The sequence below is a fragment of the Dyadobacter psychrophilus genome (genome assembly GCF_900167945.1).
In the GTDB taxonomy this organism is placed as follows: Bacteria; Bacteroidota; Bacteroidia; order Cytophagales; family Spirosomataceae; genus Dyadobacter; species Dyadobacter psychrophilus.
Genome location: NZ_FUZA01000002.1, coordinates 395,979 through 422,681 on the forward strand (window position 1 = coordinate 395,979; position 26,703 = coordinate 422,681).

The 26,703-nt window shown below is 44.2% G+C and carries 25 protein-coding genes; 15 read left to right on the forward strand and 10 right to left on the reverse strand.

Annotated elements, in window-relative coordinates:
* The first annotated feature begins 104 nt into the window (after positions 1 to 104).
* Positions 105 to 1,661 carry a hypothetical protein gene (locus tag B5X68_RS08740; RefSeq protein ID WP_082214317.1) on the forward strand — a complete coding sequence of 519 codons (1,557 nt, stop codon included), beginning with the start codon at positions 105 to 107 and terminating at the stop codon, positions 1,659 to 1,661.
* Between the two features lie 51 nt (positions 1,662 to 1,712).
* Here B5X68_RS08740 and B5X68_RS08745 read toward each other — a convergent pair whose 3' ends face one another.
* From B5X68_RS08745 to B5X68_RS08755, 3 genes are read right to left on the reverse strand one after another with little or no spacing between them, the layout of a single operon-like run.
* Entirely contained in the window at positions 1,713 to 2,216 is a 504-nt protein-coding gene (locus B5X68_RS08745; protein WP_082214318.1) for a shikimate kinase, read from the reverse strand.
* Between the two features lie 5 nt (positions 2,217 to 2,221).
* The gene (locus B5X68_RS08750; protein WP_082214319.1) at positions 2,222 to 3,313 is read right to left on the reverse strand and encodes a BT_3928 family protein; all 1,092 of its coding nucleotides are present in this window, start codon (positions 3,311 to 3,313) and stop codon (positions 2,222 to 2,224) included.
* 39 nt (positions 3,314 to 3,352) lie between these two features.
* Positions 3,353 to 3,898, reverse strand: a complete 546-nt coding sequence (locus B5X68_RS08755) for a DUF1599 domain-containing protein (RefSeq protein ID WP_082214320.1) — start codon at positions 3,896 to 3,898, stop codon at positions 3,353 to 3,355.
* A gap of 84 nt (positions 3,899 to 3,982) precedes the next feature.
* On the opposite strand from B5X68_RS08755, the gene folP reads away from it, so the two are divergent.
* The 5 genes from folP (at position 3,983) to B5X68_RS08780 (ending at position 9,239) form a co-directional block, all read left to right on the forward strand.
* Positions 3,983 to 4,831 carry a dihydropteroate synthase gene (gene folP, locus B5X68_RS08760; RefSeq protein ID WP_082214321.1) on the forward strand — a complete coding sequence of 283 codons (849 nt, stop codon included), beginning with the start codon at positions 3,983 to 3,985 and terminating at the stop codon, positions 4,829 to 4,831.
* Positions 4,832 to 4,869: 38 nt separating this feature from the next.
* The gene (cdaA, locus tag B5X68_RS08765) at positions 4,870 to 5,673 is read left to right on the forward strand and encodes a diadenylate cyclase CdaA (RefSeq protein WP_082214322.1); all 804 of its coding nucleotides are present in this window, start codon (positions 4,870 to 4,872) and stop codon (positions 5,671 to 5,673) included.
* A gap of 105 nt (positions 5,674 to 5,778) precedes the next feature.
* The gene (gene rpsT / locus B5X68_RS08770; protein ID WP_082214323.1) at positions 5,779 to 6,042 is read left to right on the forward strand and encodes a 30S ribosomal protein S20; all 264 of its coding nucleotides are present in this window, start codon (positions 5,779 to 5,781) and stop codon (positions 6,040 to 6,042) included.
* A 172-nt stretch (positions 6,043 to 6,214) separates the two neighbouring features.
* Positions 6,215 to 7,495, forward strand: coding sequence for a beta-propeller fold lactonase family protein (locus tag B5X68_RS08775; RefSeq protein ID WP_082214324.1), 1,281 nt, complete (start codon positions 6,215 to 6,217; stop codon positions 7,493 to 7,495).
* A 130-nt stretch (positions 7,496 to 7,625) separates the two neighbouring features.
* Positions 7,626 to 9,239 carry an ABC-F family ATP-binding cassette domain-containing protein gene (locus B5X68_RS08780; protein ID WP_082215278.1) on the forward strand — a complete coding sequence of 538 codons (1,614 nt, stop codon included), beginning with the start codon at positions 7,626 to 7,628 and terminating at the stop codon, positions 9,237 to 9,239.
* Positions 9,240 to 9,309: 70 nt separating this feature from the next.
* Here B5X68_RS08780 and B5X68_RS08785 read toward each other — a convergent pair whose 3' ends face one another.
* The 3 genes from B5X68_RS08785 to B5X68_RS08795 form a co-directional block, all read right to left on the reverse strand.
* Positions 9,310 to 10,980 (reverse strand): hypothetical protein, encoded by a 1,671-nt coding sequence (locus tag B5X68_RS08785; RefSeq protein ID WP_141110243.1) that lies wholly within the window; start codon positions 10,978 to 10,980, stop codon positions 9,310 to 9,312.
* Between the two features lie 177 nt (positions 10,981 to 11,157).
* The gene (locus B5X68_RS08790; RefSeq protein WP_082214326.1) at positions 11,158 to 11,793 is read right to left on the reverse strand and encodes a gluconate 2-dehydrogenase subunit 3 family protein; all 636 of its coding nucleotides are present in this window, start codon (positions 11,791 to 11,793) and stop codon (positions 11,158 to 11,160) included.
* 29 nt (positions 11,794 to 11,822) lie between these two features.
* Complete coding sequence (locus B5X68_RS08795) at positions 11,823 to 13,562, reverse strand: GMC family oxidoreductase (RefSeq protein ID WP_082214327.1); 1,740 nt, start codon at positions 13,560 to 13,562, stop codon at positions 11,823 to 11,825.
* A 177-nt stretch (positions 13,563 to 13,739) separates the two neighbouring features.
* On the opposite strand from B5X68_RS08795, the gene B5X68_RS08800 reads away from it, so the two are divergent.
* Entirely contained in the window at positions 13,740 to 14,696 is a 957-nt protein-coding gene (locus B5X68_RS08800; RefSeq protein ID WP_082214328.1) for an L-threonylcarbamoyladenylate synthase, read from the forward strand.
* Positions 14,697 to 14,827: 131 nt separating this feature from the next.
* On the opposite strand, the gene B5X68_RS08805 is transcribed toward B5X68_RS08800, so the two are convergent.
* Positions 14,828 to 16,255 carry an ATP-dependent DNA helicase gene (locus B5X68_RS08805; RefSeq protein ID WP_082214329.1) on the reverse strand — a complete coding sequence of 476 codons (1,428 nt, stop codon included), beginning with the start codon at positions 16,253 to 16,255 and terminating at the stop codon, positions 14,828 to 14,830.
* 146 nt (positions 16,256 to 16,401) lie between these two features.
* Here B5X68_RS08805 and B5X68_RS08810 point away from each other — a divergent pair, with 146 nt between their 5' ends.
* The 4 genes from B5X68_RS08810 (at position 16,402) to coaD (ending at position 18,857) form a co-directional block, all read left to right on the forward strand.
* Entirely contained in the window at positions 16,402 to 16,842 is a 441-nt protein-coding gene (locus B5X68_RS08810; protein ID WP_170916608.1) for a CBS domain-containing protein, read from the forward strand.
* A gap of 65 nt (positions 16,843 to 16,907) precedes the next feature.
* Positions 16,908 to 17,423 (forward strand): NUDIX domain-containing protein, encoded by a 516-nt coding sequence (locus B5X68_RS08815; protein WP_229208342.1) that lies wholly within the window; start codon positions 16,908 to 16,910, stop codon positions 17,421 to 17,423.
* 27 nt (positions 17,424 to 17,450) lie between these two features.
* Positions 17,451 to 18,356, forward strand: a complete 906-nt coding sequence (locus B5X68_RS08820; protein WP_082214331.1) for a DUF3822 family protein — start codon at positions 17,451 to 17,453, stop codon at positions 18,354 to 18,356.
* Positions 18,357 to 18,374: 18 nt separating this feature from the next.
* Positions 18,375 to 18,857, forward strand: coding sequence for a pantetheine-phosphate adenylyltransferase (coaD, locus tag B5X68_RS08825; protein WP_082214332.1), 483 nt, complete (start codon positions 18,375 to 18,377; stop codon positions 18,855 to 18,857).
* A gap of 27 nt (positions 18,858 to 18,884) precedes the next feature.
* On the opposite strand, the gene B5X68_RS08830 is transcribed toward coaD, so the two are convergent.
* Positions 18,885 to 19,574, reverse strand: a complete 690-nt coding sequence (locus B5X68_RS08830; protein ID WP_082214333.1) for an NUDIX hydrolase — start codon at positions 19,572 to 19,574, stop codon at positions 18,885 to 18,887.
* Between the two features lie 101 nt (positions 19,575 to 19,675).
* On the opposite strand from B5X68_RS08830, the gene B5X68_RS08835 reads away from it, so the two are divergent.
* Both B5X68_RS08835 and pyrE read left to right on the forward strand, forming a co-directional pair.
* Entirely contained in the window at positions 19,676 to 20,980 is a 1,305-nt protein-coding gene (locus tag B5X68_RS08835; protein WP_082215280.1) for a hemolysin family protein, read from the forward strand.
* Between the two features lie 2 nt (positions 20,981 to 20,982).
* Entirely contained in the window at positions 20,983 to 21,624 is a 642-nt protein-coding gene (gene pyrE / locus B5X68_RS08840; protein WP_082214334.1) for an orotate phosphoribosyltransferase, read from the forward strand.
* A gap of 63 nt (positions 21,625 to 21,687) precedes the next feature.
* Here the strand turns inward: pyrE and B5X68_RS08845 are convergent, their stop codons facing one another.
* Complete coding sequence (locus B5X68_RS08845; RefSeq protein ID WP_082214335.1) at positions 21,688 to 22,710, reverse strand: aldo/keto reductase; 1,023 nt, start codon at positions 22,708 to 22,710, stop codon at positions 21,688 to 21,690.
* Between the two features lie 144 nt (positions 22,711 to 22,854).
* Between B5X68_RS08845 and ppk1 the strand changes: the two genes are divergently transcribed.
* Positions 22,855 to 24,951, forward strand: coding sequence for a polyphosphate kinase 1 (gene ppk1 / locus B5X68_RS08850; protein ID WP_082214336.1), 2,097 nt, complete (start codon positions 22,855 to 22,857; stop codon positions 24,949 to 24,951).
* Positions 24,952 to 25,158: 207 nt separating this feature from the next.
* Entirely contained in the window at positions 25,159 to 25,752 is a 594-nt protein-coding gene (locus B5X68_RS08855; RefSeq protein ID WP_082214337.1) for a TetR/AcrR family transcriptional regulator, read from the forward strand.
* On the opposite strand, the gene epsC is transcribed toward B5X68_RS08855, so the two are convergent.
* On the reverse strand, positions 25,745 to 26,575 hold the full coding sequence (gene epsC, locus B5X68_RS08860) for a serine O-acetyltransferase EpsC (RefSeq protein ID WP_082214338.1): 831 nt from the start codon (positions 26,573 to 26,575) through the stop codon (positions 25,745 to 25,747). The genes B5X68_RS08855 and epsC overlap by 8 nt on opposite strands.
* Positions 26,576 to 26,703: the final 128 nt, after the last annotated feature.

The window sequence follows — 26,703 nt, forward strand, 5'->3', positions numbered from 1 at the left end:
AATTGCGCTTAAATGAATTTCAAACCCTGCAAGATGTCATAATTTTGCAGGGTTTTCGTTTAATTAGTATTTGAAATAACCCGTCGCATTTCTTTATTTGAAACATGACTAAACCAATTCTTTGGAGCGCTGTTTTATGTGCGCTTTTAACTTCCTCAACAGCCTATGCGCAGTACGCGACCGACGCGTTACGATATTCAGAAAGTGATCAGACCGGCTCGGCCAGATTTCAGGCATTGGGTGGAAATCACGCATCATTAGGCGGTGATCCCAGCTCAATTCATGGGAACCCGGCCGGATTGGGGTTTTATAACCGGTCCGAATTTACATTCAGCCCAGGCGTGACACCAACGAATACAAAAACCAGCTATTTCGGCGATAACAATTCAGCCAGCAAAGGCAATCTGAATCTTGCGCAGGCATCATTGGTGCTGACAAGCCAGCCTGGATTTCAGCGTAAATGGAAACGCTCCTCACTTGGGATCTCCTTTTCAAGACAGCAATCATTTCGTGAACATTATACATTCACGGGCCTGAATGATAGGAGTGCATTTGTTGATAAAGTCGCAGAAGATGCCAGCATAAATGGTGGCATTTCGACGCAGCAGCTTGAAGCAGACTTTGAAAGCAGCGCATCCAACGGCGGACCCGTGGCTTACTCATTGCCAGCAGCATATTATCAAATGTATCTGATCAACCCAACATCGAACAGCGGCCCGCCTTATAATGCGCTGGACAGAAATAGCGTGGTGGATCAATACGGAACTTACACCGCAACCGGCGCAAATACACAATGGACGATCGCATACGCTGGTAATTACAATGACAAGCTGTATATCGGTGCCAACTTCGGTTTCAGCAGGCTGAGATATTCTTATGATCGCACTTTGCAGGATAATTATGTTGACAGCCCAGAGTTGATATACACCCAACAAAACGAGGCACTGACGGTGACAGGCAACGGGATCAACTTTGCGTTGGGCGTGATTTACAAGTTCAACCCGATCTTTCAAGTGGGTGGTGTCTTGACCAGCCCGACATTCACCTCCATTAAAGAGACATTCACGCAGAATGTCAATGCAGAATATGTGGATAATCTGGTAACCGGGCCGGACGGGGAATTGATACAACCTCCCTATTTGAACCTTCCTATTGCTCCCAATGACTTTGTGTATTCGCTAAGAAGTCCGTTAAAAGCAAATGTGGGGGCAACCCTTTTTATTCAGGATAGAGGTTTCATTACCGGCTCTTTGGAGTATCAGGATTACAGCATGATGGGCGTGCGGACGACTTACCTGAGCAGCACCGATAACAGTGCATTTAAATCCAATACAAAGGCGGAGATCGAAGACACATTCCGCAGTTCTTACAATTTCAGATTGGGAGGGGAATTTCGTGCCAATTTATTTCGCGCCAGACTTGGTGCTGCATATATTGGAGATCCATATCGTGATAATGACGGGATTAAGCGGGATAAACTGCTTTTTTCAGCTGGTGTAGGCGTTAGAAAAAGCAGGTTTTTTGCTGACCTAAGCGGGACAATGAGCACATTTAAGTCGGTGTACACTCCGTATGTTCTGAACAATCCTGATAATTATGCATCTGTTGAAGTGACGCATAAGCCGGTTAATGTAGTGCTGACTTTGGGTGTAAATTTCTAGACAAAGATTTTGCTATCAGCATGAAAAAGCCTGCTTTCGAGCAGGCTTTTTTTATAACAATGGATGAAGAATTTCCAGTAATTGGCTGGCCTCAACCTCGCCTTTAATGACAATGTCAGCTTGCGTGTAAAACGGCAGGCGATCGTCTATTTTACTTTGTAATGTCTCTTCAAGGGATGTCGCTCCTGACAGGATCGGGCGGTCATCTTTGCCGTGGCTGCGAATTCTCTTGGCAAGGTTAGCGGCGGGGACATCGAGAAATACACTAACCCCCATTTTTTTGATAAAATCCATGTTATCATGAAAACAAGGCGTTCCACCGCCCGATGCCAGCACAATGCCCTGCTGTGAACCCTGTTCTTTCAGCAGACGACTCTCGACTTCGCGGAAATAATGTTCACCTTTTTGAGCAAACAAGGTAGGAATGTCACTTTGCTGATCTTTCTCAATTAATTTATCTAAATCAACAAATCTGTAATTAAGAAGTCTCGCCAGCTTTTTACCCAATGTCGATTTGCCGGACGACATCATACCGACTAATATGACATTCTTCATGCTTATTATTTTACTAATTCGATTACTTCCTCTGCTTCCGGCGTATCATTATAATGCCATTTTCCCTTCACATTGCCATCTTTCAAGAGCCATAATCCCGGATTGGAGCGGGAAATTGTTTTGAGAACAGTTGCGTCTACATAATAATATGGCGCATTAAGCTGATGTGCCGAGAGGAATTTTACAATTTCTTCACTATTGCCTGATGTCAGAATTATCGGTTCAACACCTTTGGTTTTCACATTATTAATAAGCTTGTTAATGTCAGGCAAGGCGGCTGTATTGATGTCTGTGAGGTTTTTTATGATCAGAAAGAGCTTTTTGCCTTTGAATGTTTCTTCGGTGTAATCGCCAGCATCGTTCCAGACTTTGTAATCAGTGATTTTTGGCTTCGCATCCTCATTCAGCACAACCATTTCCTTGAAAACCAATGTAGTATCACTCGGATATTTTTCAAATTCTACTTCTTTACCGCCTTTATCGAAAACATACAGATAGCGCAGCGGCTCTGATGGTTTCAATTGTGCAGGAATGCTGGCGCCAACGCGGTAGGGAAGTAAATCCAGGATCGGCAAGTGCCTCAGAGCGTAAACGGCAATGCCCAGCGAGGCAATCGTTGAAATGACGACAATGATGCCTGTGGGCAATGCTTTAAATTTCTTTCGGTAAAAAACGATGATCAGGATCAGCGCAAGCAGGAAAATGTCTTTTCCAAACGAGGTCCAGGGGGTAAGCTTAATTGCCGCGCCGAAACAGCCGCAATCCGTAACTTTATTAAAATAAGCAGAATAGAATGTCAGGAAGGTAAAAAAGACAATGATCAGCAGAAGTGACCATGCCGTTGTTCTGGGTTTGTATCCAACCAGTAAGGCTATGCCCAAAACCACTTCGGCCGTGCACAAAAACACCGAAAAATAAAGCGCCAGTGGGACAAGCGCCATGAAAAAATCATGGAATTGAGGCAAGTCCGTTGCAAAAACCTCGAAATACTCTTCGAGTTTGTATTGGGTTCCAACTGGATCGTTGAGCTTGATAAGCCCTGAAAAAATGAAGAGTAAGCCAACGATGACGCGTGAAATCTGAGCCAGGATTTTCATTTCAAAAATTTTAGGAATGCCGGTAACGACGATATCGGATCAATTGGTTTGCAAAGCATTGGATTTGATCAAACAGAAAACGGAATAATTGATAATATCCTGATATCCGGCCTTAACTCCCTCCGAAACAAGGGTTAATCCCTGGTTATCTTCAATTTGTTTGATCCTTAACAACTTCATCAGAATAATATCCGTCATTGAACTGACACGCATATCACGCCATGCTTCGCCGTAATCATGATTTTTATTAAACAGCAATTCCTTTACTTCGTTCACTTGCTCATTGTATAATGTCGTCAGCTCGGAATCATTGATCTCCTGCTTGTGCTCGATAGAAGCGATCTGGATCAGGGACATCACACAGTAATTGATGATCCCGATGAATTCGGAGGAAACATCTTCATCCACTTTTTGAATGCCTTTTTCCTGAATGGTGCGAATGCGCTGGGCTTTGATGAATATCTGGTCGGTAAGAGAAGGAATGCGCAAGATGCGCCAAGACGTTCCGTAATCTTTATTTTTTTTTGCGAAAAGATCTTGGCAATACTGAATGATTTCCTGATATTCCGATTCTGTGGATTTCACTGCGTAAAATTGGTTTACTGCTTAATAGACAAGAAAATCAAACGGTTTGATAATCACTTCCTTGTCTGGATTTAACAAGATTTTATGTTGCAAGTTAGCAAAAAAACGCTCAACATCAGGGGCAAACTCCTTGATCTGTCCACGCCGGCAGTGATGGGAATTCTCAACATCACACCTGACTCGTTTTATGAAGGGAGCCGGATGAGGTCTGAGGATGAGTTACTCTCAAAAGCAGCGCAAATGTTAGCTGACGGCGCCACAATGATCGATATAGGCGGATATTCCACACGGCCCGGAGCAAAGGAAGTTGAGGAGGCCGAAGAGTTGGACCGGGTTGAATCGGCGGTAGCGCCACTGAATAAGAATTTCCCCGGACTTATCATTTCTGTCGATACATTTCGGTCGGAAGTAGCCAGACGGGCAATAGAAACAGGTGCGCACATCGTTAATGATGTTTCCGGCGGAAGCCTGGATGATCAGATGTTCGAAGTTGTCAGCGCATTGCGCGTTCCGTATATACTGATGCATATGCGTGGGACACCGCAAACGATGAGCACATTGACGACTTATAATCAGCTTGTTCCGGATATTTTGAAGGATCTGAAGGAGAAATTAGATAGGCTGAGATCATTGGGCGTTGCAGATATCATTGTGGATCCAGGTTTTGGATTTGCCAAGAACGGCGAGCAAAATTTTGAATTGATGAAGCACTTGTCTGAATTTCATTTGCTGGATTGCCCTTTACTAGTCGGGATCTCCCGCAAAGGATTCATTTATAAGAAGCTCGAAATATCCGCTGCGGAGGCTTTGAATGGCACATCTGTGATGAATACGCTTGCCTTGCAGCAAGGTGCTTCCATCATCAGAGTGCACGATGTGAGACCGGCCATGGAGGCGGTAAAACTGTGGCTGGCTGCGTCCAGTGTAAATTAAAAATAGTAATTTAGTCGCGAAATAATATTGATTTTCTTATGCGTGTGGGTTTTCTGAACATCAATTGGGCCGACGTCCTGGATGTTTTTTTAGTGTCCGTTCTTCTTTATCAGGTTTATACACTTGTCCGTGGAAGCATTGCAAGCCGGGTTTTCCTCGGTTACTTGTTTGTCTACGTGTTTTACTTGGTTGTAAAAGGGCTCGGGTTAGGCTTACTCACTGCGATTTTGCAATATTTTATGGGCGTAGGGGCTGTGGCTCTGATCGTTATTTTCCAGCAAGAGATCCGGCGGTTCCTGCTGATCATTGGTAAATCGACGATTTATACCAATAATGGTTTGCTGAAAAAAGTAATGGGCAATTCTGTTTTGGATTTAAAGGGCAAAAATCTGCGGGAAATTGTGGATGCTTCAAAAACCATTGCTTCCAATTTTACCGGCGCGCTGATCGTCGTCAACAAGCGCGACGACCTGAGCAAATTCGTGGAAACGGGCGAACTGCTCGATGCACGTGTCTCCAAGCCGCTGCTGGTTTCTTTATTCAATCAATATAGCGAACTGCATGACGGGGCCATTATCATTGTGGATGGCATTTTGAAAGCTGCCCGATGTGTGTTGCCCGTCGCCGACGGCGTCGACGTTCCATCTTCCCTGGGTTTCAGGCACCGCGCCGCAATGGGGATGAGCGAAGCTACGGATGCGATTGTGATTGTCATTTCAGAGCAAACAGGTAAGATTTCGTTGGCGGTGGAAGGGGAGCTTCACAGCAACATTCCTTACTCGGAGTTGGAAAACCGCATTGAAGAATACCTGAATTCGGATGTGCAACGTATGCCCAAGTAAGTATTGTGAGGTTTAACAAATATATTTACGGCTAAATTTGGCATTTCAACAAGCAATTTCTATTTTTGCAAACCGAATTGAAGAAGAGAAAATCATCATTACAAAATGGCAAATCATAAATCAGCATTAAAAAGAATCCGCGCTAACGAAACAAAGCGTTTGCGTAATCGCTACCAACACAAAACTACACGTTCATACATAAAGAAATTGCGTGAAACGACTGATAAGGCAGTAGCTGTTGAAGTTTACAAAACTGTGTCTTCAATGTTGGATCGTTTGGCAAAGAAAAACATCATCCACAAGAAAAAAGCTTCTAACCAAAAGTCGAAATTAGCCAGACTGGTTAATTCACTTGCAGTTGCAGCATAATTTTTTGTAGCAAAGATTTAGCCCTGGTAACGCTGTTATCGGGGTTTTCTATTTTTAATTGTATATTGCGTTTTGAAGAAGAAACCTTGTGAGGCTGAAATGCTTCACAAGGTTTCTTTTGGTATAACCGCTTTTTTATATTTTAAACCACCTATAACTTAAATTCTTTTCTATGAAAAAAGTCGCATTATTTGCTGGTTTGGCAGCGCTGGGTGCAGTTCCCGCTATTGCCCAATCGCCCATTAACTTCAATGCCCGGGGTTTGGTAGTTGTTTCGGATGCTGATATGGCGGCATCTGCACTCGTTGATGGCAAGTTGTTAAGGGATAATACTGCAAAAGACCTTTTGACTACAATTAAATTTCCCGTTGAGCGGGGCAGCAAAGGGCTCGGAAGTGCTCTTGTGTCGAACTCCGCGTTGGCATCCGGAAAGACATTAGCGGTTCCTACCACGGGAACGCTCGCTTACGTGCTCGATAGCAGGCTGCGCCCGGAAGACGGCGTAAGTGAATATAAAGACGCATCCGCCGAATTTCCGGCCGGTGAAAAATTGTTTGTTGTGGACATTACCAATCTGGCAGCGCCGAAAGCCAAGTTTGGATTCCCGGTTGGACGTAAACCAAATGCGATTGATGTAAACAAAAATGAGCTGATCCTTTCAACGAATGATGTGGGGAAAGAACTCGTTTTCATTGAAGCGGGACCCGACGGCAAGCCTGCACGTTTCCTGAACCTGCCCGCAGCGATTGATACGGCTAATAAGATCATTGACATTACCTGGCATCCGTCTGGCGATTTTATAGCATTTACCCTGGATAATTCCAATGAAGTAGGGCTTTATAAAGTGATCCGCGAAGCAGGGAAATTGAAGAATGTGGAATTGGTCGGCAAGCCTGTTAAAGTGGGAACAGAACCTTCTTTTGGAAGATTCTCGGCAGATGGAAAGCATTATTTTGTACTGGATACCAAATCCGCAACGCCTGGAAAAGGAGCGGGGGACGGCGAAATCCATGTTGTTAATTTTTCCATGGACGGAGCAATTGAACATAAAGTTGCTGCTCAGGCTCCTGCCGGAACCAACACAGGTTCATTTGCGATCAGCCCGGATGGTTCCATGCTGGTTACTGTGAACGCTGGCAAAAGCGGTTCTCCCTGGACAGAAGCAGGTTCGGGAAAGGGTGCCTCTCTCACATTATACAAAGTTGCAGCAACCACAGGCGCATTAACGAAGGTGGCTGACTATCCGTTTGAAGGAATTTATCCGCAAAGCGTTACATTTGACAAGGATGGCTCAAACATTGCCGTTTCCGTATTTGAATATCTTGCTTACGGCACGGGAAATGGCGGAATTGAGTTCTGGACAGTCTCAAAAGGAGATTCTCCTTCACTTAAAAAACAGGAGGCGACAATTAGTGTCGGCAAAGGTGCCCACACATTGCGTGTTATTCCTTAATCATATCTGCAATTTTGATGAAGCGGGCTGGTAATCACCGGCCCGCTTCATTTGTTTTAGTTTGCCCAACATGCGAATTCGTTCTGAATTTCGTAGTTTTGCGGTTTCATTCATAAAAATTTATTTTAAAATGATTACGGTTCAGAACGTATCATTGCGATACGGCAAAAGGGTATTATTCGACGAGGTTAATATAAAGTTTGTTCCCGGCAATTGTTATGGTGTGATCGGAGCGAATGGCGCTGGGAAATCTACATTCTTGAAGATACTTTCAGGCGAAATAGAACCGCAAACAGGGAATGTAAGCATGAATCCCGGAGAAAGGATGACTTTCTTGAAGCAGGATCAGTTCGAGTTTGACGCATATACGGTCATGGAAACGGTGATCCTGGGTCACGAGCGCCTTTACAAGATCATGAAAGAGCGCGAAGCGATTTATGAAAAAGAGGAATTCACGGATGCCGACGGTGAAAAAGCAGCAGAACTGGAAGCGGAATTTGCTGATTTGAATGGCTGGGAAGCCGAGACCGAAGCTGCACAATTATTGAGCGGATTGGGCCTTACGGAAGAACAACATTCTGCCAAGATGGGCGATTTGAATGCTAATGATAAAGTGCGCGTTCTGCTTGCACAGGCGCTTTTTGGAAACCCGGACGTGCTGCTTCTGGATGAGCCTACCAACAACCTGGATGTTGAAACAGTGCTTTGGCTGGAAAACTTCCTGGCCGATTTCAAAAATACAGTGATCGTAGTTTCCCACGACAGGCACTTTCTGGATGAGGTTTGTACGCACGTTGTGGACATTGATTTTAGCAAAGTGCAGATGTTCTCGGGTAACTATTCATTCTGGTACGAATCGAGCCAGCTTGCTTTGAAGCAGCGCCAGGATCAGAACAGGAAATCGGAGGATAAGCGTAAGGAACTGGAAGAGTTTATCAGAAGGTTCAGTGCAAATGCTTCCAAATCCAAGCAGGCAACTTCGCGTGCGAAACTTTTGGAAAAGCTTACGATTGACGACATTAAGCCGTCTTCCCGTAAATATCCATATATCGCGTTTAAATCTGAAAGAGAAGTTGGCGATCAACTTTTGCGTGTTGAAGGTTTAGCCAAAACAGCCGATGATGGAACCAAGCTTTTTGATAACCTGAGTTTCAATGTCAATAAAGGAGATAAAATTGCATTTGTAAGTCGTAATGTAATGGCTATCAGCTCTTTCTTCGACATTATCAATGAAGAGCAGAAAGCGGATAAAGGAACTTACACGTGGGGAGTAACCATTACAAAGTCATATTTCACAAAAGATCCGACCTCATTTTTTGATGTGGATTTGAACCTGGTCGACTGGCTGCGTCAATATTCAGAAGAAAAGGACGAAAGCTTTATCCGTGGGTTTTTGGGAAGAATGCTTTTCTCAGGTGAGGAGTCATTGAAGAAAGCGAAAGTACTTTCGGGAGGGGAAAAAGTGCGTTGTATGCTTTCGAGAACAATGCTTTCCGGAGCGAATGCGTTGATATTGGATGATCCTACCAACCACCTGGACCTGGAATCCATTACAGCACTGAACAATGGCCTGATTGATTTCTCTGGCTGTCTGCTTTTCTATTCCCATGATCACCAGTTTGTACACACGATTGCGAACAGGATCATTGAAATTGGACCGAAAGGGATTTTGGATAAACTAATGACATACGACGAATTCCTGAAAGACGAAACTGTGAAGCAGCAACGTCAGAAGTTGTATTAGGTTTTTAATGTTATATTTTGAAAGGCTGTCCGATGTGTGACAGCCTTTTTTTATGGATAGCCGGGTAACTTCACAACGCAATTCTTCCTATTGAGCTTATGGAAGCTGTTTTCCCGGCATGAATTGAGAGCAGAAATAAGTTATAATTTCCAGGCTTTAATTTCCTTTTATAAATAGTTGAGGTAAACTCGGCTCCCACGGATTTTTTAAAGGTTGTATAAAAATTCCTGACCGACCTGACATAATTGTTGACTGCGATACAGAAATATTTAGGCTGATTACTAACAGGATCCGTCATAACAATGTAAAGCTCATCTGCCTGCTGATCGATTTCGATGTTGTGCGCATTGCTGATTACAATGCGATCCTGCAAGTTTTTTATTTCGACTGCGATGTTTCCTTCGCTTTTTTTCCAATCAATGTTACTTACCAATTTATTTAAACGGCCTGGATCTGATAACATAAAATGCTGTTGAGCAAAATCAAGATTTCTTACAATGTCAACATCCTCAAATACAACAGGATAGTAAATCGTTTTGCTCAGACCGTAGTTAAGTTCATTCGCGCTGATTTCTCTATTAAAATGTGTGATCTTATCGTAATATATGTAGTAAGAACTGATGCAAAATATCCCGGCGGCTGCGGCGACAGCTATTTTTAACAACGAGCCCAACTTTCCAGGATTCCAGTAGCGATCAAAAAACGCAACGGAGAAAACACCAAAGAATGCAGAATAGATCTTGTAACGATCCATTCTGTATCCATCAAAATCCGGCATCTCACCTCTCGCAAAAACGATCAGAAAACCTACAAACAGGAGCGTGAGGATCCCCGCAATGCAGAACCATTGCAGATTAGTAATGTCCGATAATGTATTGCCAAGCAATTTCTTTAAAACAATTATCATGGGAGACAGAAATGCTAATCCCAGCACAACACTGGGAATCATGCTGTTGGTATAATTCGTATCTGCCAATTGGCCCACAAATGATAGCAGCAGCACCGATTTGACGGCAACATGATTGAAGACATGATCCAGTATCGATCCCGAATGTATCTTGATCGTCAGTAAATGTACAGCGGTGATAAATAACAGAAACGCCGCTTGCGTCATTTTGTGGAGCTTTGGAATGTTGGAATAAGCCGTAATGATCATGACAATGAAGATGGTGGACAGGCCGTTTGCACTTGTAAAAAGCGCAAGGACCGCTAATAGACTGCTCCAAATTACACTCCGTCGATGCAGCGCCAGATAAAAACTCCACATCGAAAAGAACAAACAAGGCGCATGCTGCAAGCTGCAAGTGGCCCAGGAAATGGTGTCTTCGTAATGTTGCACCTGGAAAAGCAAGCAAACAATCGCAAAAAAGCCAAGCAACGATATCTGCTTATCCATCAAAAATCTGAACATTAAAAATAATGTCCCCAGCAGGCTCAGATCTCCCAGAATGATCAGAATTTTAATGTTTACCTGGCCGGTGATCAGAAAAACCGCCAGCGTCAAAAGCTTGGCAAGCACAACGCGGTGCTCGAAGTTTTGTTCAAAAAACAACATTAGCTTTTCTGAAAAGCTATCTGATTGAATGTAGTGGGTAAGAAATAAAACGATAGACTGGAAGTCGTCGTAATAGGGGAAGTTGTATGCGTAATAAAAAACTGTTGTCCAGAATACGCCGATGATGACGAAAACGAGCAGCCAGACTACTCTAACAAACAAGTGATGGGATGTGATTGAGGGCATGATTTAGCAGTTAGGGAAGAGCGTGTGCGTGCTCATGCTGCTAACTAAATCATTAAAAATAGTCGCTTCTAATCCGTTTACCAGCCGGAGAACTTCATTTATTCCCCGGTTCTAAAAGCAAAACCCCGGCTGCTTACATAAGCGACCGGGGTTTTGCTTTTGTCCTGTAAACGATTATCAGTCGTAGCTTAAACCATATTGCTTCAAAACATCAGCAGGAACACCTTCCCAGACATTTGGCGTGTTACCCATGTAACCCAAATCAGCAATACCGATTTTAGATGTGTAGTAACCCGATGCCGTCAGATTGCGCATTAAGTTGAAGAATGCAACACCCTGGCTATGAATCGGTTTGGCCTTTTCAGGATAGGCGATATCATCGACAATCTGCAATTGCTGCGCTTTTGTCAATAATGTAAATCCTTTTTTAAATCTTTTGTTGGATTCCAGTTCAAGCCATTTAAGGCCGCCACGCAAAGGAACCTGGTTTTGAGGCATATCCTTCGCAATGAATTCAATAAAATCGGGAACGCCGGCTTGTGAGGCACTGCCCGATTTGTCATCAGCTGGAATAATGATATCCACCAACACTTTAATGGTCGCCAGTTCCGCCACGGTAAGGAATTTTTCTTTCATCAGCTTGGCGTCCCTGATAGCCTCGTCCTTGGTCCGTCCGCCCGGAATCTTGATCGGGGTTTCTGGAGGCATCTGCGTTTCAAGCTCTCTTTGCTCGGCCATCGCAACCTGCGGATTCAGTGCAGATATACCCAATGAGCTGAGCGTTAATGCTTTTAATGTATCTCTACGTTTCATAGTTATGATTTGAAACTGTGTTCAAATAATTAGATATTTTTCTGTTTAACCTGATCCACAATGTATTCCGATGCTCTCATAGAAAGCGCAAGAATGGTCCAGGTTGGGTTTTTATCGGCTTGGGATACGAAAGATCCACCATCCACAACAAACACGTTTTTCGCGTCGTGCGCCTGGGAGAATTTGTTCAGGGCAGAAGTTTTTGGGTCATTACCCATTCTCACTGTCCCTACTTCGTGAATAATGCGGCCAGGAGCTGCAATACCATAATTTGTATCAGCGCCAGGCTTGGTTCCGCTTGCAACACCACCCAAAGCATGAATGATCTCTTCGAAAGTATCATGCATGTGTTTCGCTTGTTTGATCTCGTAATCCGTCCATTTGTAGTGGAAACGAAGCACCGGGATACCAAACTTGTCAACCACACTCGGATCGATTTCGCAGTAATTGTCAAAATTCGGAACCGCTTCCCCACGACCAGCCATTCCTACATATGCTCCGTAGAAACGACGATAATCTTCTTTCAATGAAGCGCCATATCCTCCCGCAGGTTTTGTAACACCTGCTGCCGTTGGATATTTTCCGTTCATATTTTCAATTCCGGCGCCAAATCCGTAGCTCGGCATGCCCATTCCGCCACCGTATTCAATGTGGTAACCTCTTGGGAAATCCAGTTTTTTGTTATCCAGCCACCACGGCGTGTACACGTGCATACCGCCCACACCGTCCTCGTTGTAACGCTTTCTGTCCATCAGGTGGGGCAGGAAGGCACCGCGTGAAGCACCCGTTGAATCGTGCAAATATCTTCCCACAACGCCGCTTGAATTGGCAAGACCATTAGGGTGTCTGTCTGATTTTGAGTTCAGCAATAACCTTGCAGATTCTCCTGCGCTAGCAGCAAGAACCACGACTTTTGCCTTAATAGTATGCTCTGTAAGTTTTTGACTGTCAACATAAGAAACGCCTGTTGCAAGCCCAGTAACCGGATCTGTAAGCACTTCGCGTGCCATTGCATTGTTGATCAATGTTACGTTTCCGGTTTTTACAGCAGGGATACAAAGGACAGACGACGAAGAAAAATCCGCATATGCCTGGCAAGCGCGTGAACATTGGCTGCAATAAAAGCAAACGCCGCGCTGGTCGTTAATAGGTTTTGTTAAAATCGAAAGTCTGGAAGGGATGACGGGAATGTTGGCTTTTTTCCCAGCCTGTTTGATGAAAAGCTCGTGCAAACGTGGCTTGGGAGGAGGAAGGAAAATGCCGTCCGGCTCATTGTCCATATTTTCAACCGTTCCGAAAACCCCGATCAGCTTGTCAACTTTATCATAATAAGGCTTTACGTCGTCGTAACCGATCGGCCAGTCGTCTCCAAGTCCGTCAATGCTCTTTCTTTTAAAATCTTTTGGTCCAAAACGCAGGGAAATCCGGCCCCAGTGGTTGGTACGGCCACCCAGCATCCTTGATCTGAACCAATCAAATTGCGTTCCGTTCTTTTTTGTGTAAGGTTCCCCTTCCAGTTCCCAGCCTCCCCAGGCCGCATCAAAGTCTCCAAACGGACGGTGGTTGGAAGCACCGCGGCGTGGCGACTCGTATGGCCATTTCAGCTGCGTAATATATTTAGGATCAGCAGGATCGAAATATCCACCTGCCTCCAAAAGGGCCACTTTGGCTCCCTGTTGGGCAAGTTGAAGTGCTGCCATTCCGCCTCCCGCTCCTGAGCCAATGATACAGACGTCAAAAACGGCAGGTTGTTCTTTGATTTGAAACATAGTAAAAAGGGTAGTTTAGAAATGCTATTTAATCAATAAATATAAACACGGATTATATATCCGTAATCTGCAATCTTCATTTTAGAGGTTATTTAAAAACAATCTAAATGACTTGACCCAACATTTGCTGTTAACGATCATCGCCGTACTTTTGCATTTTGAAAAACAGCACCCATTTTGGCGATCACCGGAAACGATATTGACATTGCAAAAGAATTTCTCCTAAAAGGGGAATTGGTGGCTATTCCTACCGAAACGGTCTATGGGCTAGCTGGTAATGCACTGAACGACAATGCAGTACTTTCTATTTTTGAAGTGAAAAACCGGCCAGCATTCGATCCGCTGATTATTCATACCGATTCGTTAGAGAAAGTGCAGCATTACGTTTCCGACTTTCCGGAAAAAGCGTTCGCGTTAGCAAAGCGTTTCTGGCCCGGCCCGCTGACTTTACTGCTTCCCAAAAAACAGATCATTCCTGATCTGGTAACCTCCGGACTGGACAATGTTGCCGTGCGCATTCCTAATCATCCTTTGCTGCTTGAACTTTTGAAGGCACTACCATTTCCACTTGCTGCGCCTAGTGCTAACCCGTTCGGGTACATTAGCCCTACGAATGCTGGCCATGTGAATGCGCAATTAGGGGAAAAGATAGCTTATATATTGGATGGAGGTGAAAGTGAAGTGGGCATTGAATCGACCATTGTGGGTTTTGAAAATGATGAGCCTGTGGTTTACAGGTTGGGCGGTTTAGCCGTGGAGGAGATTGAAGAGATCGTTGGAAAAGTAAAGCTTATGCCACATTCTTCATCGAATCCCAAAGCGCCGGGAATGTTGAAAAGCCACTACGCGCCCAGGAAACCGCTTTATTTGTATGAAAGAGGAATATTTCCGGCAGGAGATGATGAGATAACAGGTTATCTGGTTTTTGACAAATATCTGGAAAGCATTGATCTGAAATATCAGCGTATTTTAAGTAAAAGCGGTGATATGAAGGAAGCTGCGCACAACTTATTTTCCTATCTGAGAGAGTTGGATACATTACCCATTCAGCAAATCCGCGCTGAATTCGTTCCTTTGAATGGACTAGGTTTAGCCATCAACGACCGTTTGCAACGCGCAGCGGTCAAAGATTAGGAAAGTCGCAGAGCGACGCAATATTGGTAGAATGAACGATGTTGATGCACATTGCCAATCCCGGAGGGATGCAACAGCAAGCATTATGCATGTCGTTACATGCCTCCGCCATTTTGATGCTTTCAGCATTTTTATTTAAAAAAGTGCTGGTGGAAATTCATTAAGAAAACCTCGTCGGTTGCCCTTGTAATGGCCGTATAGAGCCAGCGGATAAATTCAACATTGATTTGTTCCTCAGGCAGATAACCCTGGTCGATAAACACGGAACTCCATTGACCGCCTTGCGCTTTGTGGCAGGTTAGAGCATAAGCAAATTTCACCTGCAAGGCATTGAGAAAAGGATCCTTTCGCAATGCTTCCATTCTTTCTTTTTTTGAAGTGATATAAAAATAATCCTTCTGGACGCTCTCATACAGCTTTTTATTGTCTTCCGAGGATAGGGAAGGAGAGGAGGAATGCAGGGTATCCAAAAAAATCTTGGCGTCGAACTCGGGTTGCTTTTCATAATCCGTCATGCGCAATGTTACATCCGCGAAGCGGAATCCATGCATTTCCTGAGTCTTCCGGATTTTTAATAATTCAACAAAATCGCCGTTTGCAATGAAGCCTGCGGGTGATTCTTCATCCAGAACGTTGTAATTATTGCGGACCACCATCAGCCGGTCGCCCGCGTCGAGTTCTTCTTCCGAAAAATTGATCGTGCGACGGATATATTCATTGTATTGAACAGCAGACTTGTTGGATCGCGTCAGAATGATGGAATTCTCCTGTCCGTATTTGTCATAAGCATAGCGAAGTCCTTCTTCAAGTTTTTCGCCTGTCATCTTGAAAACGTCGCGGTAAGAGCGCGTGGTGATCTGGATTTCGGGCTTTTCGGCAGCAAGCTGATTTCTTAATAATGTTGCGTTGAACAATATGCCTGATTGCTCGTCCTGGCGCATAACCTCTTTTAATTCTTCCTGAAAAACAGACATATAGAATGTCTTTTCCAGATATTCACCATCCAATGCCGGACTAAGTTCTTTGCCAACCGGCGGCAACTGCGCCACGTCGCCGACCAGCATGAGTTTGTTACCCGGGTTCTCAAAAACAAACTCAATCAGGTCTGCCAGCAGACTTTTATTGCCAAAATCGGCATCATCGGTGATCATGGAAGCTTCATCGACAATGAACAGCGTGTTATCATGGTAATTTTTCTGGCGCTGGAATGTAAGATTGCCCGAAAATGAGTCGGCGGTTTGCTTATATATTTTTTTGTGGATCGTTAATGCGACTTTTTCAGAGTAACCGGACATTACTTTCGCAGCGCGTCCTGTCGGGGCAAGCAGTATAGATTTATACCCAAAATTCTTCAACACTTTAATCAATGTGCTGATAATGGTTGTCTTTCCGGTTCCGGCATAACCTTTTAGCAAAAAACAATCGCGATAACGTTCCAGCCCTTTTTCTTCGACCAGGAAATCATTGGTTTGATCGAAAAACCGAAGCTGGCCTTCGGTGGGTTTGAAAGGAAAACGCTTGCGTAAAAGTTGGGAAGGTAAAATCTTATCTGTTTCCATAATGCCGAAGCTAACGCAAGGATTACTAAAATCAAAGTGCGCGTCAGTTACAAAAATATACTTAGAATTTATTGTATTTTAAAGGCGTAATTGCATATATTAGATTCCCAAAATTTATCAATTACACTCCAAAACCCCAAACATCTATGCTAGTACAACATGTAATGGGCAACAAGCCTGTCAATGCGCTTTGGTCGGTAACGCAGGACAACACAGTGTTTGAGGCTCTGGAACTCATGGCCGCAAAAAATATTGGAGCTGTTTTGGTTCTTGAAGATAATGAATTGATCGGTATCTTTTCCGAAAGGGATTATGCCCGAAAAGTTATTTTACAGGGAAAGAGCTCGCGGGACACGCGCATCAGGGAGGTTATGACAAGTAAAGTAATAACCGTCGAAACTGACCAGAAAATTGAAGAGTGTATGCAGATCATGTCTGACAAACACATTCGACATTTACCTGTGAATCAGGATGGTAAGCTAATAGGGATCATATCCATCAACGATATTGTTTCGGCGATCATTCATGAGCAAAAAGAGCACATCAATTCGCTGGAAAGCTACATTTCGGGAAGTCCTTATTCCTGATCCTTATATTATCTCTTGCCAATTATCTTAGGTTGGTTATCTTTGCCGCTCCAAAAAAGTGAGCGGTGGTGCAGACTTTAAATGATGAAGTAAAGAATTTGTATGGAGGCAATGTGCGTGTCCGTGTGAGCGGCATATACATTGTTCAGGATCAGATTCTTTTGGTGAACCATTCATTGTACGGCAAAAATCAGTCGTTCTGGAGTCCGCCGGGAGGTGGCGTTATATTTGGAGAAACTGCCAGGTCGGCCTTAAAAAGAGAGATCAAAGAAGAAACCGGACTAGATGCGGAAATCGGGGAGTTTCTTTTTGTAAACGAACATGTGCGGCCGCCTCTTCATGCTATTGAACTGTTTTTTGAGATAAAATCGGTTCAGGGCAACATCGGCAAAGGAGCTGACCCTGAGATTTCAGCAGTCAACCAAATCATTGAAGAAGTGAGGCTAATGCGCCTGGAAGAAATTCGGTCTCTTCCGGTGGAAGCACATCATAGTATTTTCACCGGGGTACGATCTTTGGAGGAAATATCAGGACTGGGTAAATTCTTGTCCAAACCGGGAATTACTGATCCGAAAGCATAAATAGATTTTTAACCTTACCCCTTTCTTGTGGCAAATTCTGAAAACCAGGTCATTGAAATTATTCCTACATTACTCGTAGGCGATAACTCATTCGACGCGTCCAGTATTCCTTTGTGCACATTGTGCATTGAGGTGGATGAAAGACGCATCCGGTTTTGCATTGTCCGCGATGAAAACATGGAGTGTATCTGGCTGGAAGATTACAGCTTTGAAACCGTTTTGAACCCCAATGAAATTTTTGAAAGGCTCAAAAAGGTCTTTACAGGGCATTTGCTTTGGTCGTCCCACAGCTGGAAAAACGTAAGAATCTCCATCAATTCTCATGCATTCAGTCTGATTCCTAATTTGATTTTCGAGGAAGATTCCGCGGCTGATTATCTGGCATTTGCTTTGGGTAACCCTGTTCCGAAGGACGAGAAAGTGCTTTACCACGATCTACCGCTTGTTCATGCGCAGAATGTATTCAGCGTTCCGCAAATCTGGTACGACTGGATGATCAACCATTTCGGCAATTCCCAGATCACTTTTTATCATTTGACCAGTCCTCTGATTATCGGCGCTTTGGTCAGCCACCTGGAACACCAGCAGATCAGAATGGTTTCCATTTATTTCGAAAAAGATTATTTCACGCTGGTCATCACAGAAAGTCAGCAGCTGATCCTGTGCAACCGTTTCCGCTTCTCAAAAACGCAGGAACTGGCCTACATTATTTTGTTTACATTAAGTCAGCTGAATTTCCTGCCCGAGGAAATGAAAGTCATTTGTTATGGTGAAATCGCACCTTCTGCTGATGCTTACACCGAGCTTTCAAGATTTTTTCCCAATTTGCAGATCGGCAACGGACCTACAACGCTCAGATACAACAGGCAATGTGCTGATGTCCCGGGACATCGTTATTTTGGGCTGTTCAACACCTACCTCGTATCATCTTAATTTGTAAATACTGCTCTTATGAAGCGTACTGCCCTATTTCCGGGATCATTTGATCCATTCACAAAAGGACATGAAGACATTGTTGTACGCGGATTACGGCTTTTTGACGAAGTGGTCATTGGCATTGGGAATAACGCAACGAAAAAGCGCTATTTCCCATTAGATGTGATGAAGGAAATGATCGAAAAGACATTCTCCGATCAAAAAAACGTGAAAGTAGTTACTTATGATGACCTTACTGCCCACACAGCGAGGGAGCTTGGCGCAACGTTCCTCTTGAGAGGTTTGCGTAACACGACCGATTTTGAATACGAAAACGGCATTTCGCAGGTTAACCGTTACCTCTACGAAGAAATTGAAACCGTTTTCCTGATCACTTCGCCTATGCTGGCGCCTATTAGTTCAAGCATTATCCGGGATCTGCACCGTTACGGGCAGCGGGTGGACGATTTTCTTCCTTATTCTCTTACGGAATTGAATAAACTCAACCACGAGGGCTGAGTTTATTGAAAGTAAAGTGTTGCGATATCATTGTTCTTTAATGTCGTGGATCTTATTAAGGCTTTCGATCACGTAACGGATTGAGCTGTAAGAGTTAATGAGGATCGACTTTGATTCTGCCTGTGAAAACCAGTCCAGTTTTTCGATCTGCTCTTCGGCCTGGGGCTGCATATTTGAATCGTCAATGCAGTCAAAAAGATACCATTTGGTCCGCTTTAAAATGCGGTTGTTATTGAGGCTGTAGGTGTGCCAGGTTGTGCAGATTTTGTCTTTAACCAAGGCCTTAACCCCGGTTTCTTCCTCGATTTCCCTAATTGCAGCCGTTCTCGAATTTTCGCCTTTGTCAAGCTTGCCTTTGGGCAGGTCCCACTTTTTGCGGCGAAACATAAAAAGCCACTTCCCGTCTTTTACCACAACACCTCCTGCGGCTTTAATTACCTTATAAATTCCTTTAATCCGCTCTTCCACTTCCGATTTTTCACGTGTGGCCATCGTAACGGACAGCATTTCTTTCGGCACTGCTTTCTCCAAAAGCTCGATGATCTGTATTGCCGATGTAGCGGTTGTGTTCAAAAACAGCACATGGCCTGTCAACATCTTTTTTTGCAGCTTATCAAGTCTCAGGTCTACAATGTGATCAAATGCGGAAGTTTCCGTTGCAGAAAGCTGATTGGTCCGTACAATTCGCAAAGGACGGTCGTCAAAAAAAATGATCATTTTTCAAATGGTACGTTAATCGATGCCAAAATTAAGTAAAGAGTTTAGTTTAGACAGTGATTATTATTGATAAATTTGTGTTTGTATCAAATATACAGTTCTTGGAACTCCTGATAATTCTACTTCTTGTGCTGCTCAATGGTGTCTTTTCCATGTCCGAGATAGCACTTGTTTCATCCCGCAAATCCCGTCTCGAAGCTGCTGCAAAAAATGGGGATTCCAGCGCAAAAGCCGCACTTCATCTCGCTAATTCGCCCACACGTTTTTTGTCTACCGTACAAATTGGCATAACCCTGATCGGTCTGTTAACGGGTATGTACAGCGGCGACAACATTACGAATGATTTTGAAAAATACATTGCCACCATTCCTTTTCTGATGCCCTATGCACATTCGCTTGCTGTGGGAACGGTGCTGGTTTTTATCACATATCTTTCCCTGGTGCTCGGTGAGCTCGTTCCGAAACGGATCGGAATGGCGAATCCGGAAGCTATTTCCAAGTTCATGGCCACGCCTATGAACCTGCTGTCAAAAGCCACAGCGCCATTTATAGCATTACTTGGCTTTTCCAGTGATCTTATTATTAAGGTTTTAAATATCAAACAAAGCGAAAATTCCGTAACAGAAGAGGAAATCAAAAGCCTGATCCAGGAAGGCACGTCCGGTGGTGTTTTTGAAGAAATTGAGCAGGAAATCGTGCATAATGTGTTCCAATTGGGGGATCGGAAAGTGACTTCATTAATGACCAACCGCCAGGAAATCGTTTGGTTGGATCTGGAAGATTCTATTGAAGAAAATAAAGCGAAAATTTTTGACGCCAGACATTCTATTTACCCGGTTTGCCGCGGTGCTGTGGATGATGTTGTAGGTCTGGTGTATGTTAAGGACCTCATTGCCACGGATATAGAAGCGCAGCTTGCCAATTTGAATGCAGTTGTGAAAGATCCCGTCTACCTGCCGGAAAGCAACCGTGCATATCAGGCTTTGGCTAAATTTAAAGAGCAACGGGTCTATTTCGGCATCATTGTAGACGAGTATGGCGGCATTTTGGGTGTGTTAACGATGCACGACATTATGGATGCGCTCGTTGGCGATATTTCTGAGGACATCGAAGAAGCGTCGGAAGTAATCAGGAGAGACGACGGCAGTTTCCTGATCGACGCGCAATTGCCATTCGATGATTTTATACAATATTTTAATCTCAACATTCAGGAAGCCGAACGCCGCGAATTTGTTGGGTTTAACACATTAGGCGGCTTTGTGCTGCACATTCTGGAAAACATTCCGAGCACAGGCGACAAGTTCAAATGGAAACACTTCGAGTTTGAAGTAATCGACATGGACCGCAGCCGGATCGATAAGTTATTAGTAATTAATCATAGTAAAAACGAAGAATCCGAAGACTAGCAATGCTAAACCAACAGGATATTAACAAAAGAATCGCTGAATTGCTGCTTGAAGCAAAGGCAATAAAACTGAGTCCCGACAAACCATTTCAATGGAGTTCAGGCTGGCTGTCCCCGATTTATTGCGATAATCGCGTGGCATTATCTTACCCCGACACGCGGACTTTTATCAAAAAGACCTTAGCTGCTTTGATTAAAAAGGAATATCCTGATGTGCAGGCGGTTGTTGGTGTTGCCACAGGTGGAATTGCCCAGGGCGCGTTGGTTGCGGATCTTTTGGAATTGCCCTTTGCATATGTCCGCCCCGAGCCTAAAAAGCACGGAATGGGCAATCAGATTGAGGGCAGATTAGAAAAAGGTCAGTCGGTAATTATCATTGAGGACCTTATCTCAACCGGAGGAAGTTCATTGAAGGTGGTGGATGTATTGCGTGCAGCAGAGATTGAGGTGGCAGGAATGGTCGCGATTTTCACTTATGGATTCGCAGTTGCGGAAAATAATTTCAAAGAGAAAAATGTAAAACTGAGCACGGTAAGCAATTACAATGCGCTGATAGAAACCGCTTTGGAACATAATTACATTGACAGCTCTCAGTTGGAAAGTTTAAGCGCATGGCGCCTGGCTCCCGAAAGTTGGGGCAAATAGGAGAAGCAGCATTTGGCCATTGGTTTCAATCCCGAATGCCAATGACCAAATGCCGAGCACTTTCTAATTCCTGTGATTTTCCAATTTTTCGTAAAGGCCGCCGAAAGCTTCTTCCTTAATGCCCTCTGATTTTAAGAATTCGTGCGGGAAACCGAGTTCGATTTTGCTAACTTCATTCAATCTGTCAATCATTTCCTGAGGCAGCTTGAATGACAGGCAACCCAGCGAATCAGCGAGTTGTTTTTCCTTCGAGGCGCCTATGATCGGGATCATAACCTGATCGCGATGGCGGGCCCAGTTAATGGCAACCTGCACAGGTGTAACCCCAAGTTCACTGGCGACATCTACCACAGTTTGTGCTATAATGCTACTATGTTCACTTCTTCGGATGCTGTGATCCGGAACCCGGCCGGATTCTCCTCTTAAATATTTTCCTGTAAGCGCACCGCCACCAATTGTTCCCCAGGGAGTTACTGCCAGCCCAAGTGCTTTTGCCATGGGAAGCAAATCGCGTTCTGGTGTGCGCTGGATGAGTGAGTATTCAAACTGGATGGCTGCAAATGCGTTCCAACCGCGGAAATCAGCAATTGTATTGGCTTGTGAGACAACCCATGCTGGCGTATCGGATATGCCTACATAATGTACTAATCCCCTGGTAACCAAGTCGTCCAATCCACGCATAAGTTCCTCTACGGGCGTTGTGTTATCCCACATATGCACCCACAGGAGGTCAATGTACTCTGTATTAAGGCGTTTCAAACTTGCTCTTACCGAGCGCATCATATTTTTGCGGTGGTTACCAGCAAAATTAAGGTCATCATTCCGGTCTTTCAGTGTGAATTTAGTTGCCAGAACCCAGTGATCGCGGTCACTTTCAATAAATTCACCCACATATTTTTCAGAAGAACCCTCTGTATAGCGATTGGCCGTATCGATGAAATTACCCCCAGCGCCTGCGAAACTTTCGAATATTTTAAAGCTTTCATGCTTATCTGCTCCCCATCCCCACTCAGTTCCGAAGGTCATTGTGCCCAGGCAAACTTCCGAAACACGTAAACCCGACCGGCCCAATAATTGATATTGCATAAGATTATAATTAGGTTTTGAATTGAAAGATATAACACTGGATGCTTACCGAACTTTGTTAAATCTTTGTGCCGCAAAGTTAGATCCTTACCCACCAAATGTATTTATATTGTAGCAAATTTTGAATCTTTTTTACCTTAATCAATGATAGATGTTGCTTATCCCTACTTCGATACAAATCTGAGCTGGTTATCCAATAATTACAGATTATTACTGGAAGCAAACGATGAGACTGTACCGGTGAGGGAACGTTTACGTTTTCTTGGAATTTACGCATATCAGACCAAAGAATTTTTCAGGGCGCGTGTTCCCAGCCTGCTGGCGATGGGGGAGGTGAGCAACGATATCCGTACCAAATTGAATCTCTTTCCCGAATCGCTGCTGGAACACGTTTATGAAACCGTGGAAAACCAGCTCAGGGAATTTAATGATATCCTGATCACAGGAATTCTTCCCGCGCTTCACGACCAAGGCGTACATTTATATTATCGGGAAACATTTGCGAATGAGCACCTTACATTTCTAAGAAAGTTTTTTATCGACAAACTTTTCAGGCATTTGCAACCTGTTTTCCTGGATAGCAGACGAAGCTCCAAAATGCCTTTCTTCGAATCCAAGCAGTTGTATCTGGTTGTAAGGCTGCAGCATAGGGAAGACACCGAGGAAGACTGGTATGCGCTCGTGAACATTCCGTCGGAGCCATTTGGGCGGTTTATCGAACTGCCTGAACTGGAAGGAAAGCGTCAGGTAACATTTCTGGAAGACATTATCCGTGAATTTCTGCCGCTGCTTTTCCCGGGTTACGATGTGCTTGACAGTTATGCATTGCGGGTAGAGAAAGACACCGAACTATCCATTGAAGACGAGTATCCGATGCAGCTCGCGCAACGTATTTTGAAACAGCTCGAGAAACGCAATTTCGTTCAGCCTGCGCAGTATTTTTATGAATCCGGGATGCCGCTTTATATGCGTGAATATCTCGTCAGTAAGGCGGGGATACCCATGAATGAGTTTCACGAAAGAGGACATTATATCTTTATGCAGGATCTGATGACCTTTCCGCAACTTTCCCGACGCCTGGATTATCCGCACCAAAGGCCAGTTCAGAATCCAGGTTTTGATGACACAACTTCCGTTTTTGAATCAATACAAAAGGCAGATCAGCTGTTACATTTGCCGTATAATTCCTATGAGCCGATTGTCAGGTTTTTTAATGAGGCAGCAGTGGACCCGCATGTGCGCGAAATCCATGTCTCGCTCTACAAAATCAGTCCTAATTCATTTATACTCAATTCACTGATCAGCGCATCCCGTAATGGCAAGCGGGTCACCACTTATGTGGAGCTCAATACAAAACTGGACATTCAGGAAAATTTGCATTGGTCAAAGAAGATGCGCGATGCGGGCGTCAAGATCATTTTGAGTGTGCCGGGCCTGAAAGTCCATGCCAAGATTGCCTTGATCAAACGTAAAGTCCACAAAGGGTGGGAACGCTATGCATTCCTGGGAACAGGCGGTTTTTACAGGCTTACCAGCCGGGAGATTGTCGACCACGCATTGCTCACAAGCCACCGCGAGCTGACCAATGAGCTGGAATTGCTTTTCGGATATTTATCTACGCAGGACGAACCTAAGAAATACAAGTATCTACCCTTCAATAATTTATTTGTAACACAATTTACACTCCAAAAAAGGCTTCTCGATTTGATCGACAGGGAAATTGCCAATTGCAATGCAGGTCTGAAATCGTTTGTGACAATCAAGATAAACCAGTTGCAGGATCATATGCTGATCGATAAAATCTATCAGGCCGGTCAAGCGGGCGTGCCGGTACACGTCATTATCAGCGAGAGTTGCGGACTTATTCCGGGGCTGCCGTCTATCAGCGATAACATTGTCGTGAGTCGCTATGTTGACCGCTATGTTGAAAACACGCGCATCTTTCATTTTGGGAATCGAGGCAATGATGAAATGTATTTGTCGTCCTGTGATTGGACGCATCGGAATTTGCACCGGCGCATCGATGTTTGCTTTCCGATTTTAGATGAAGCACTCAAAAGTCAGATGCGGCTGGTATTGCGGAATTATGTGAGTGATAACCAGAAATCCGTTCGGCTGGATGTGTATCAGAACAATCTCAGGATCACCGATGACTCTCGCGGGAAGGTCCGCGCGCAGGAGGCAAATTACCGTTTGGTAGAAAAAATTGAGAAGGCAGGGCCTACGAAGCGAGCAGAATAAAACAATTTCGGGCGTTAAAAAAAATTTTTTTACGCTTAAATTTTATAATCCGCCGTTAGATTTAATTAGCGGCGTTTGCAGAAAAAAATAATTGAAACCGGGGGAATTTTTGAAGAAACGGGTTAAAATCCTCTTGAGCGGTAAGGACTATATGTTTATATTTGAATGCATATCATTCTGACTCCATCATAAAATCAACATTATAGTATGGGAATAGTAGAGCGAAGAGAACGCCTCAGAATACAGGTACGTTCGGATATCGTCAAAACAGCAAAAGAAATAGCCCGTGAGGACGGGTGGACAGCGGTCTCCATCCGCAAAATTGCTGAAGTGATCGAATACAGCCCTCCAATTCTCTATGAATATTTTGAGAGCAAGGATAAATTGCTCGAAGCGATCCGCATGGAAGGCTTCGATATCCTGCAGGCGGAATTTTTGAAGATCAAGACACATTTCAGTAATCCTCAGAAACAATTAGCGGAAGTAGCACAGCGTATCTGGGTGTTCGCTATTGAGAACCCGGAAGTTTTTCAGGTAATGTTCAACCTGGAAGGCGCTTATTGCGATTCCAAGAATGTGTATGGAAAGGCAATGAGCATTAAAGGCAATCCGGTTTGGGAAATGATAGCAAGCTTGCGTCCGAGATCGGGCGAAATGGTCACCAAAACCTACTATGAATGGTGGTGCCTAACTTACGGTTTTATCAGCATTACCATGACAACACAGCCCAGATATGCATTTCCGCAAGCTGAGCCGGTGTATATGGAAGGTGTCCGCAGATTTATAAGAAGTATTATGTAACAGATGGTGTCTGCTGGCGTATCTCTATTTTGCTCTGGTGATAAACCTGTGAAAATGGAGGTACGCTTCGCACCAGCCAGGCATTTCCGCCGATAATAGAATCGTGGCCTATCACGGTTTCTCCTCCCAGAATAGTCGCATTAGCATACACAACCACATTGTCTTCAATGGTCGGGTGACGCTTGCGCGATGCCAGCGACTTGGATACATGCGTAGCGCCCAAGGTAACGCCCTGGTATAGTTTCACATTATTGCCAATGTGTGTCGTTTCTCCAATCACTACACCCGTGCCGTGGTCGATAAAAAACGAATGCCCGATCGTTGCATTGGGGTGAATATCGATACCGGTCTGGCTGTGCGCGAATTCGGTTAACATCCTTGGTAACAATGGTATGCCGCACAATGCAAATGAATTGGCAAAACGATAGGTCGCAATCGCCATGAAGCCGGGATAAACGGAAATAACTTCCTCAATGCTCACAGATGCAGGATCATTATCGGTAATGGATTTGGCATCCATTAAAAGTTTCTCATAGATATCCGGGATCTGCGAAAACACCTCGTCCAGAATTTCTTCTTTACTTTTTTCCAGCTCCGGCAACAAAGGTTCCAGCATACAGTCCAGACTGTTGCGTAAATCAGCATATTTCATGGCGATATCCTTGCTTGGGCAGCTCGGACAATCTTTACTGATTGGAAACAAAAAATTAATCAGGCCCTGAATAAACTTTCCGGCATCGTGCCGGGATGGCAGTTGATAGCGATATCTTTCGTTCTGCGCTGCCAGGCGCTGAAGGAACTGGTTTTGGTGGTTGGTTGTCATTAAGAATAGGAATTTGACTTACATCGCCGGCTTACGCCCAGGGCTTACTGGCATCAATTTTTAGTATGAACACAGAAATGACCGGAAAAATTTGGTTCAGGCTTTTTCTTTGAAAAACAAGCACTGAA

What these genes read in the sequence shown, in the direction of transcription:
- B5X68_RS08775 (WP_082214324.1), top strand. Translation starts at nt 6,215, where the DNA reads ATGAAAAAAGTCGCATTATTTGCTGGTTTGGCAGCGCTGGGTGCAGTT.
- B5X68_RS08785 (WP_141110243.1), bottom strand. Translation starts at nt 10,980, where the DNA reads ATGCCCTCAATCACATCCCATCACTTGTTTGTTAGAGTAGTCTGGCTG.
- B5X68_RS08790 (WP_082214326.1), bottom strand. Translation starts at nt 11,793, where the DNA reads ATGAAACGTAGAGATACATTAAAAGCATTAACGCTCAGCTCATTGGGT.
- B5X68_RS08780 (WP_082215278.1), top strand. Translation starts at nt 7,626, where the DNA reads ATGATTACGGTTCAGAACGTATCATTGCGATACGGCAAAAGGGTATTA.
- B5X68_RS08740 (WP_082214317.1), top strand. Translation starts at nt 105, where the DNA reads ATGACTAAACCAATTCTTTGGAGCGCTGTTTTATGTGCGCTTTTAACT.
- folP (WP_082214321.1), top strand. Translation starts at nt 3,983, where the DNA reads ATGTTGCAAGTTAGCAAAAAAACGCTCAACATCAGGGGCAAACTCCTT.
- epsC (WP_082214338.1), bottom strand. Translation starts at nt 26,575, where the DNA reads ATGACAACCAACCACCAAAACCAGTTCCTTCAGCGCCTGGCAGCGCAG.
- B5X68_RS08845 (WP_082214335.1), bottom strand. Translation starts at nt 22,710, where the DNA reads ATGCAATATCAATTATTGGGCCGGTCGGGTTTACGTGTTTCGGAAGTT.
- pyrE (WP_082214334.1), top strand. Translation starts at nt 20,983, where the DNA reads ATGCTAAACCAACAGGATATTAACAAAAGAATCGCTGAATTGCTGCTT.
- B5X68_RS08805 (WP_082214329.1), bottom strand. Translation starts at nt 16,255, where the DNA reads ATGGAAACAGATAAGATTTTACCTTCCCAACTTTTACGCAAGCGTTTT.
- B5X68_RS08750 (WP_082214319.1), bottom strand. Translation starts at nt 3,313, where the DNA reads ATGAAAATCCTGGCTCAGATTTCACGCGTCATCGTTGGCTTACTCTTC.
- rpsT (WP_082214323.1), top strand. Translation starts at nt 5,779, where the DNA reads ATGGCAAATCATAAATCAGCATTAAAAAGAATCCGCGCTAACGAAACA.
- B5X68_RS08810 (WP_170916608.1), top strand. Translation starts at nt 16,402, where the DNA reads ATGCTAGTACAACATGTAATGGGCAACAAGCCTGTCAATGCGCTTTGG.
- coaD (WP_082214332.1), top strand. Translation starts at nt 18,375, where the DNA reads ATGAAGCGTACTGCCCTATTTCCGGGATCATTTGATCCATTCACAAAA.
- B5X68_RS08745 (WP_082214318.1), bottom strand. Translation starts at nt 2,216, where the DNA reads ATGAAGAATGTCATATTAGTCGGTATGATGTCGTCCGGCAAATCGACA.
- B5X68_RS08795 (WP_082214327.1), bottom strand. Translation starts at nt 13,562, where the DNA reads ATGTTTCAAATCAAAGAACAACCTGCCGTTTTTGACGTCTGTATCATT.
- B5X68_RS08855 (WP_082214337.1), top strand. Translation starts at nt 25,159, where the DNA reads ATGGGAATAGTAGAGCGAAGAGAACGCCTCAGAATACAGGTACGTTCG.
- ppk1 (WP_082214336.1), top strand. Translation starts at nt 22,855, where the DNA reads ATGATAGATGTTGCTTATCCCTACTTCGATACAAATCTGAGCTGGTTA.
- B5X68_RS08830 (WP_082214333.1), bottom strand. Translation starts at nt 19,574, where the DNA reads ATGATCATTTTTTTTGACGACCGTCCTTTGCGAATTGTACGGACCAAT.
- cdaA (WP_082214322.1), top strand. Translation starts at nt 4,870, where the DNA reads ATGCGTGTGGGTTTTCTGAACATCAATTGGGCCGACGTCCTGGATGTT.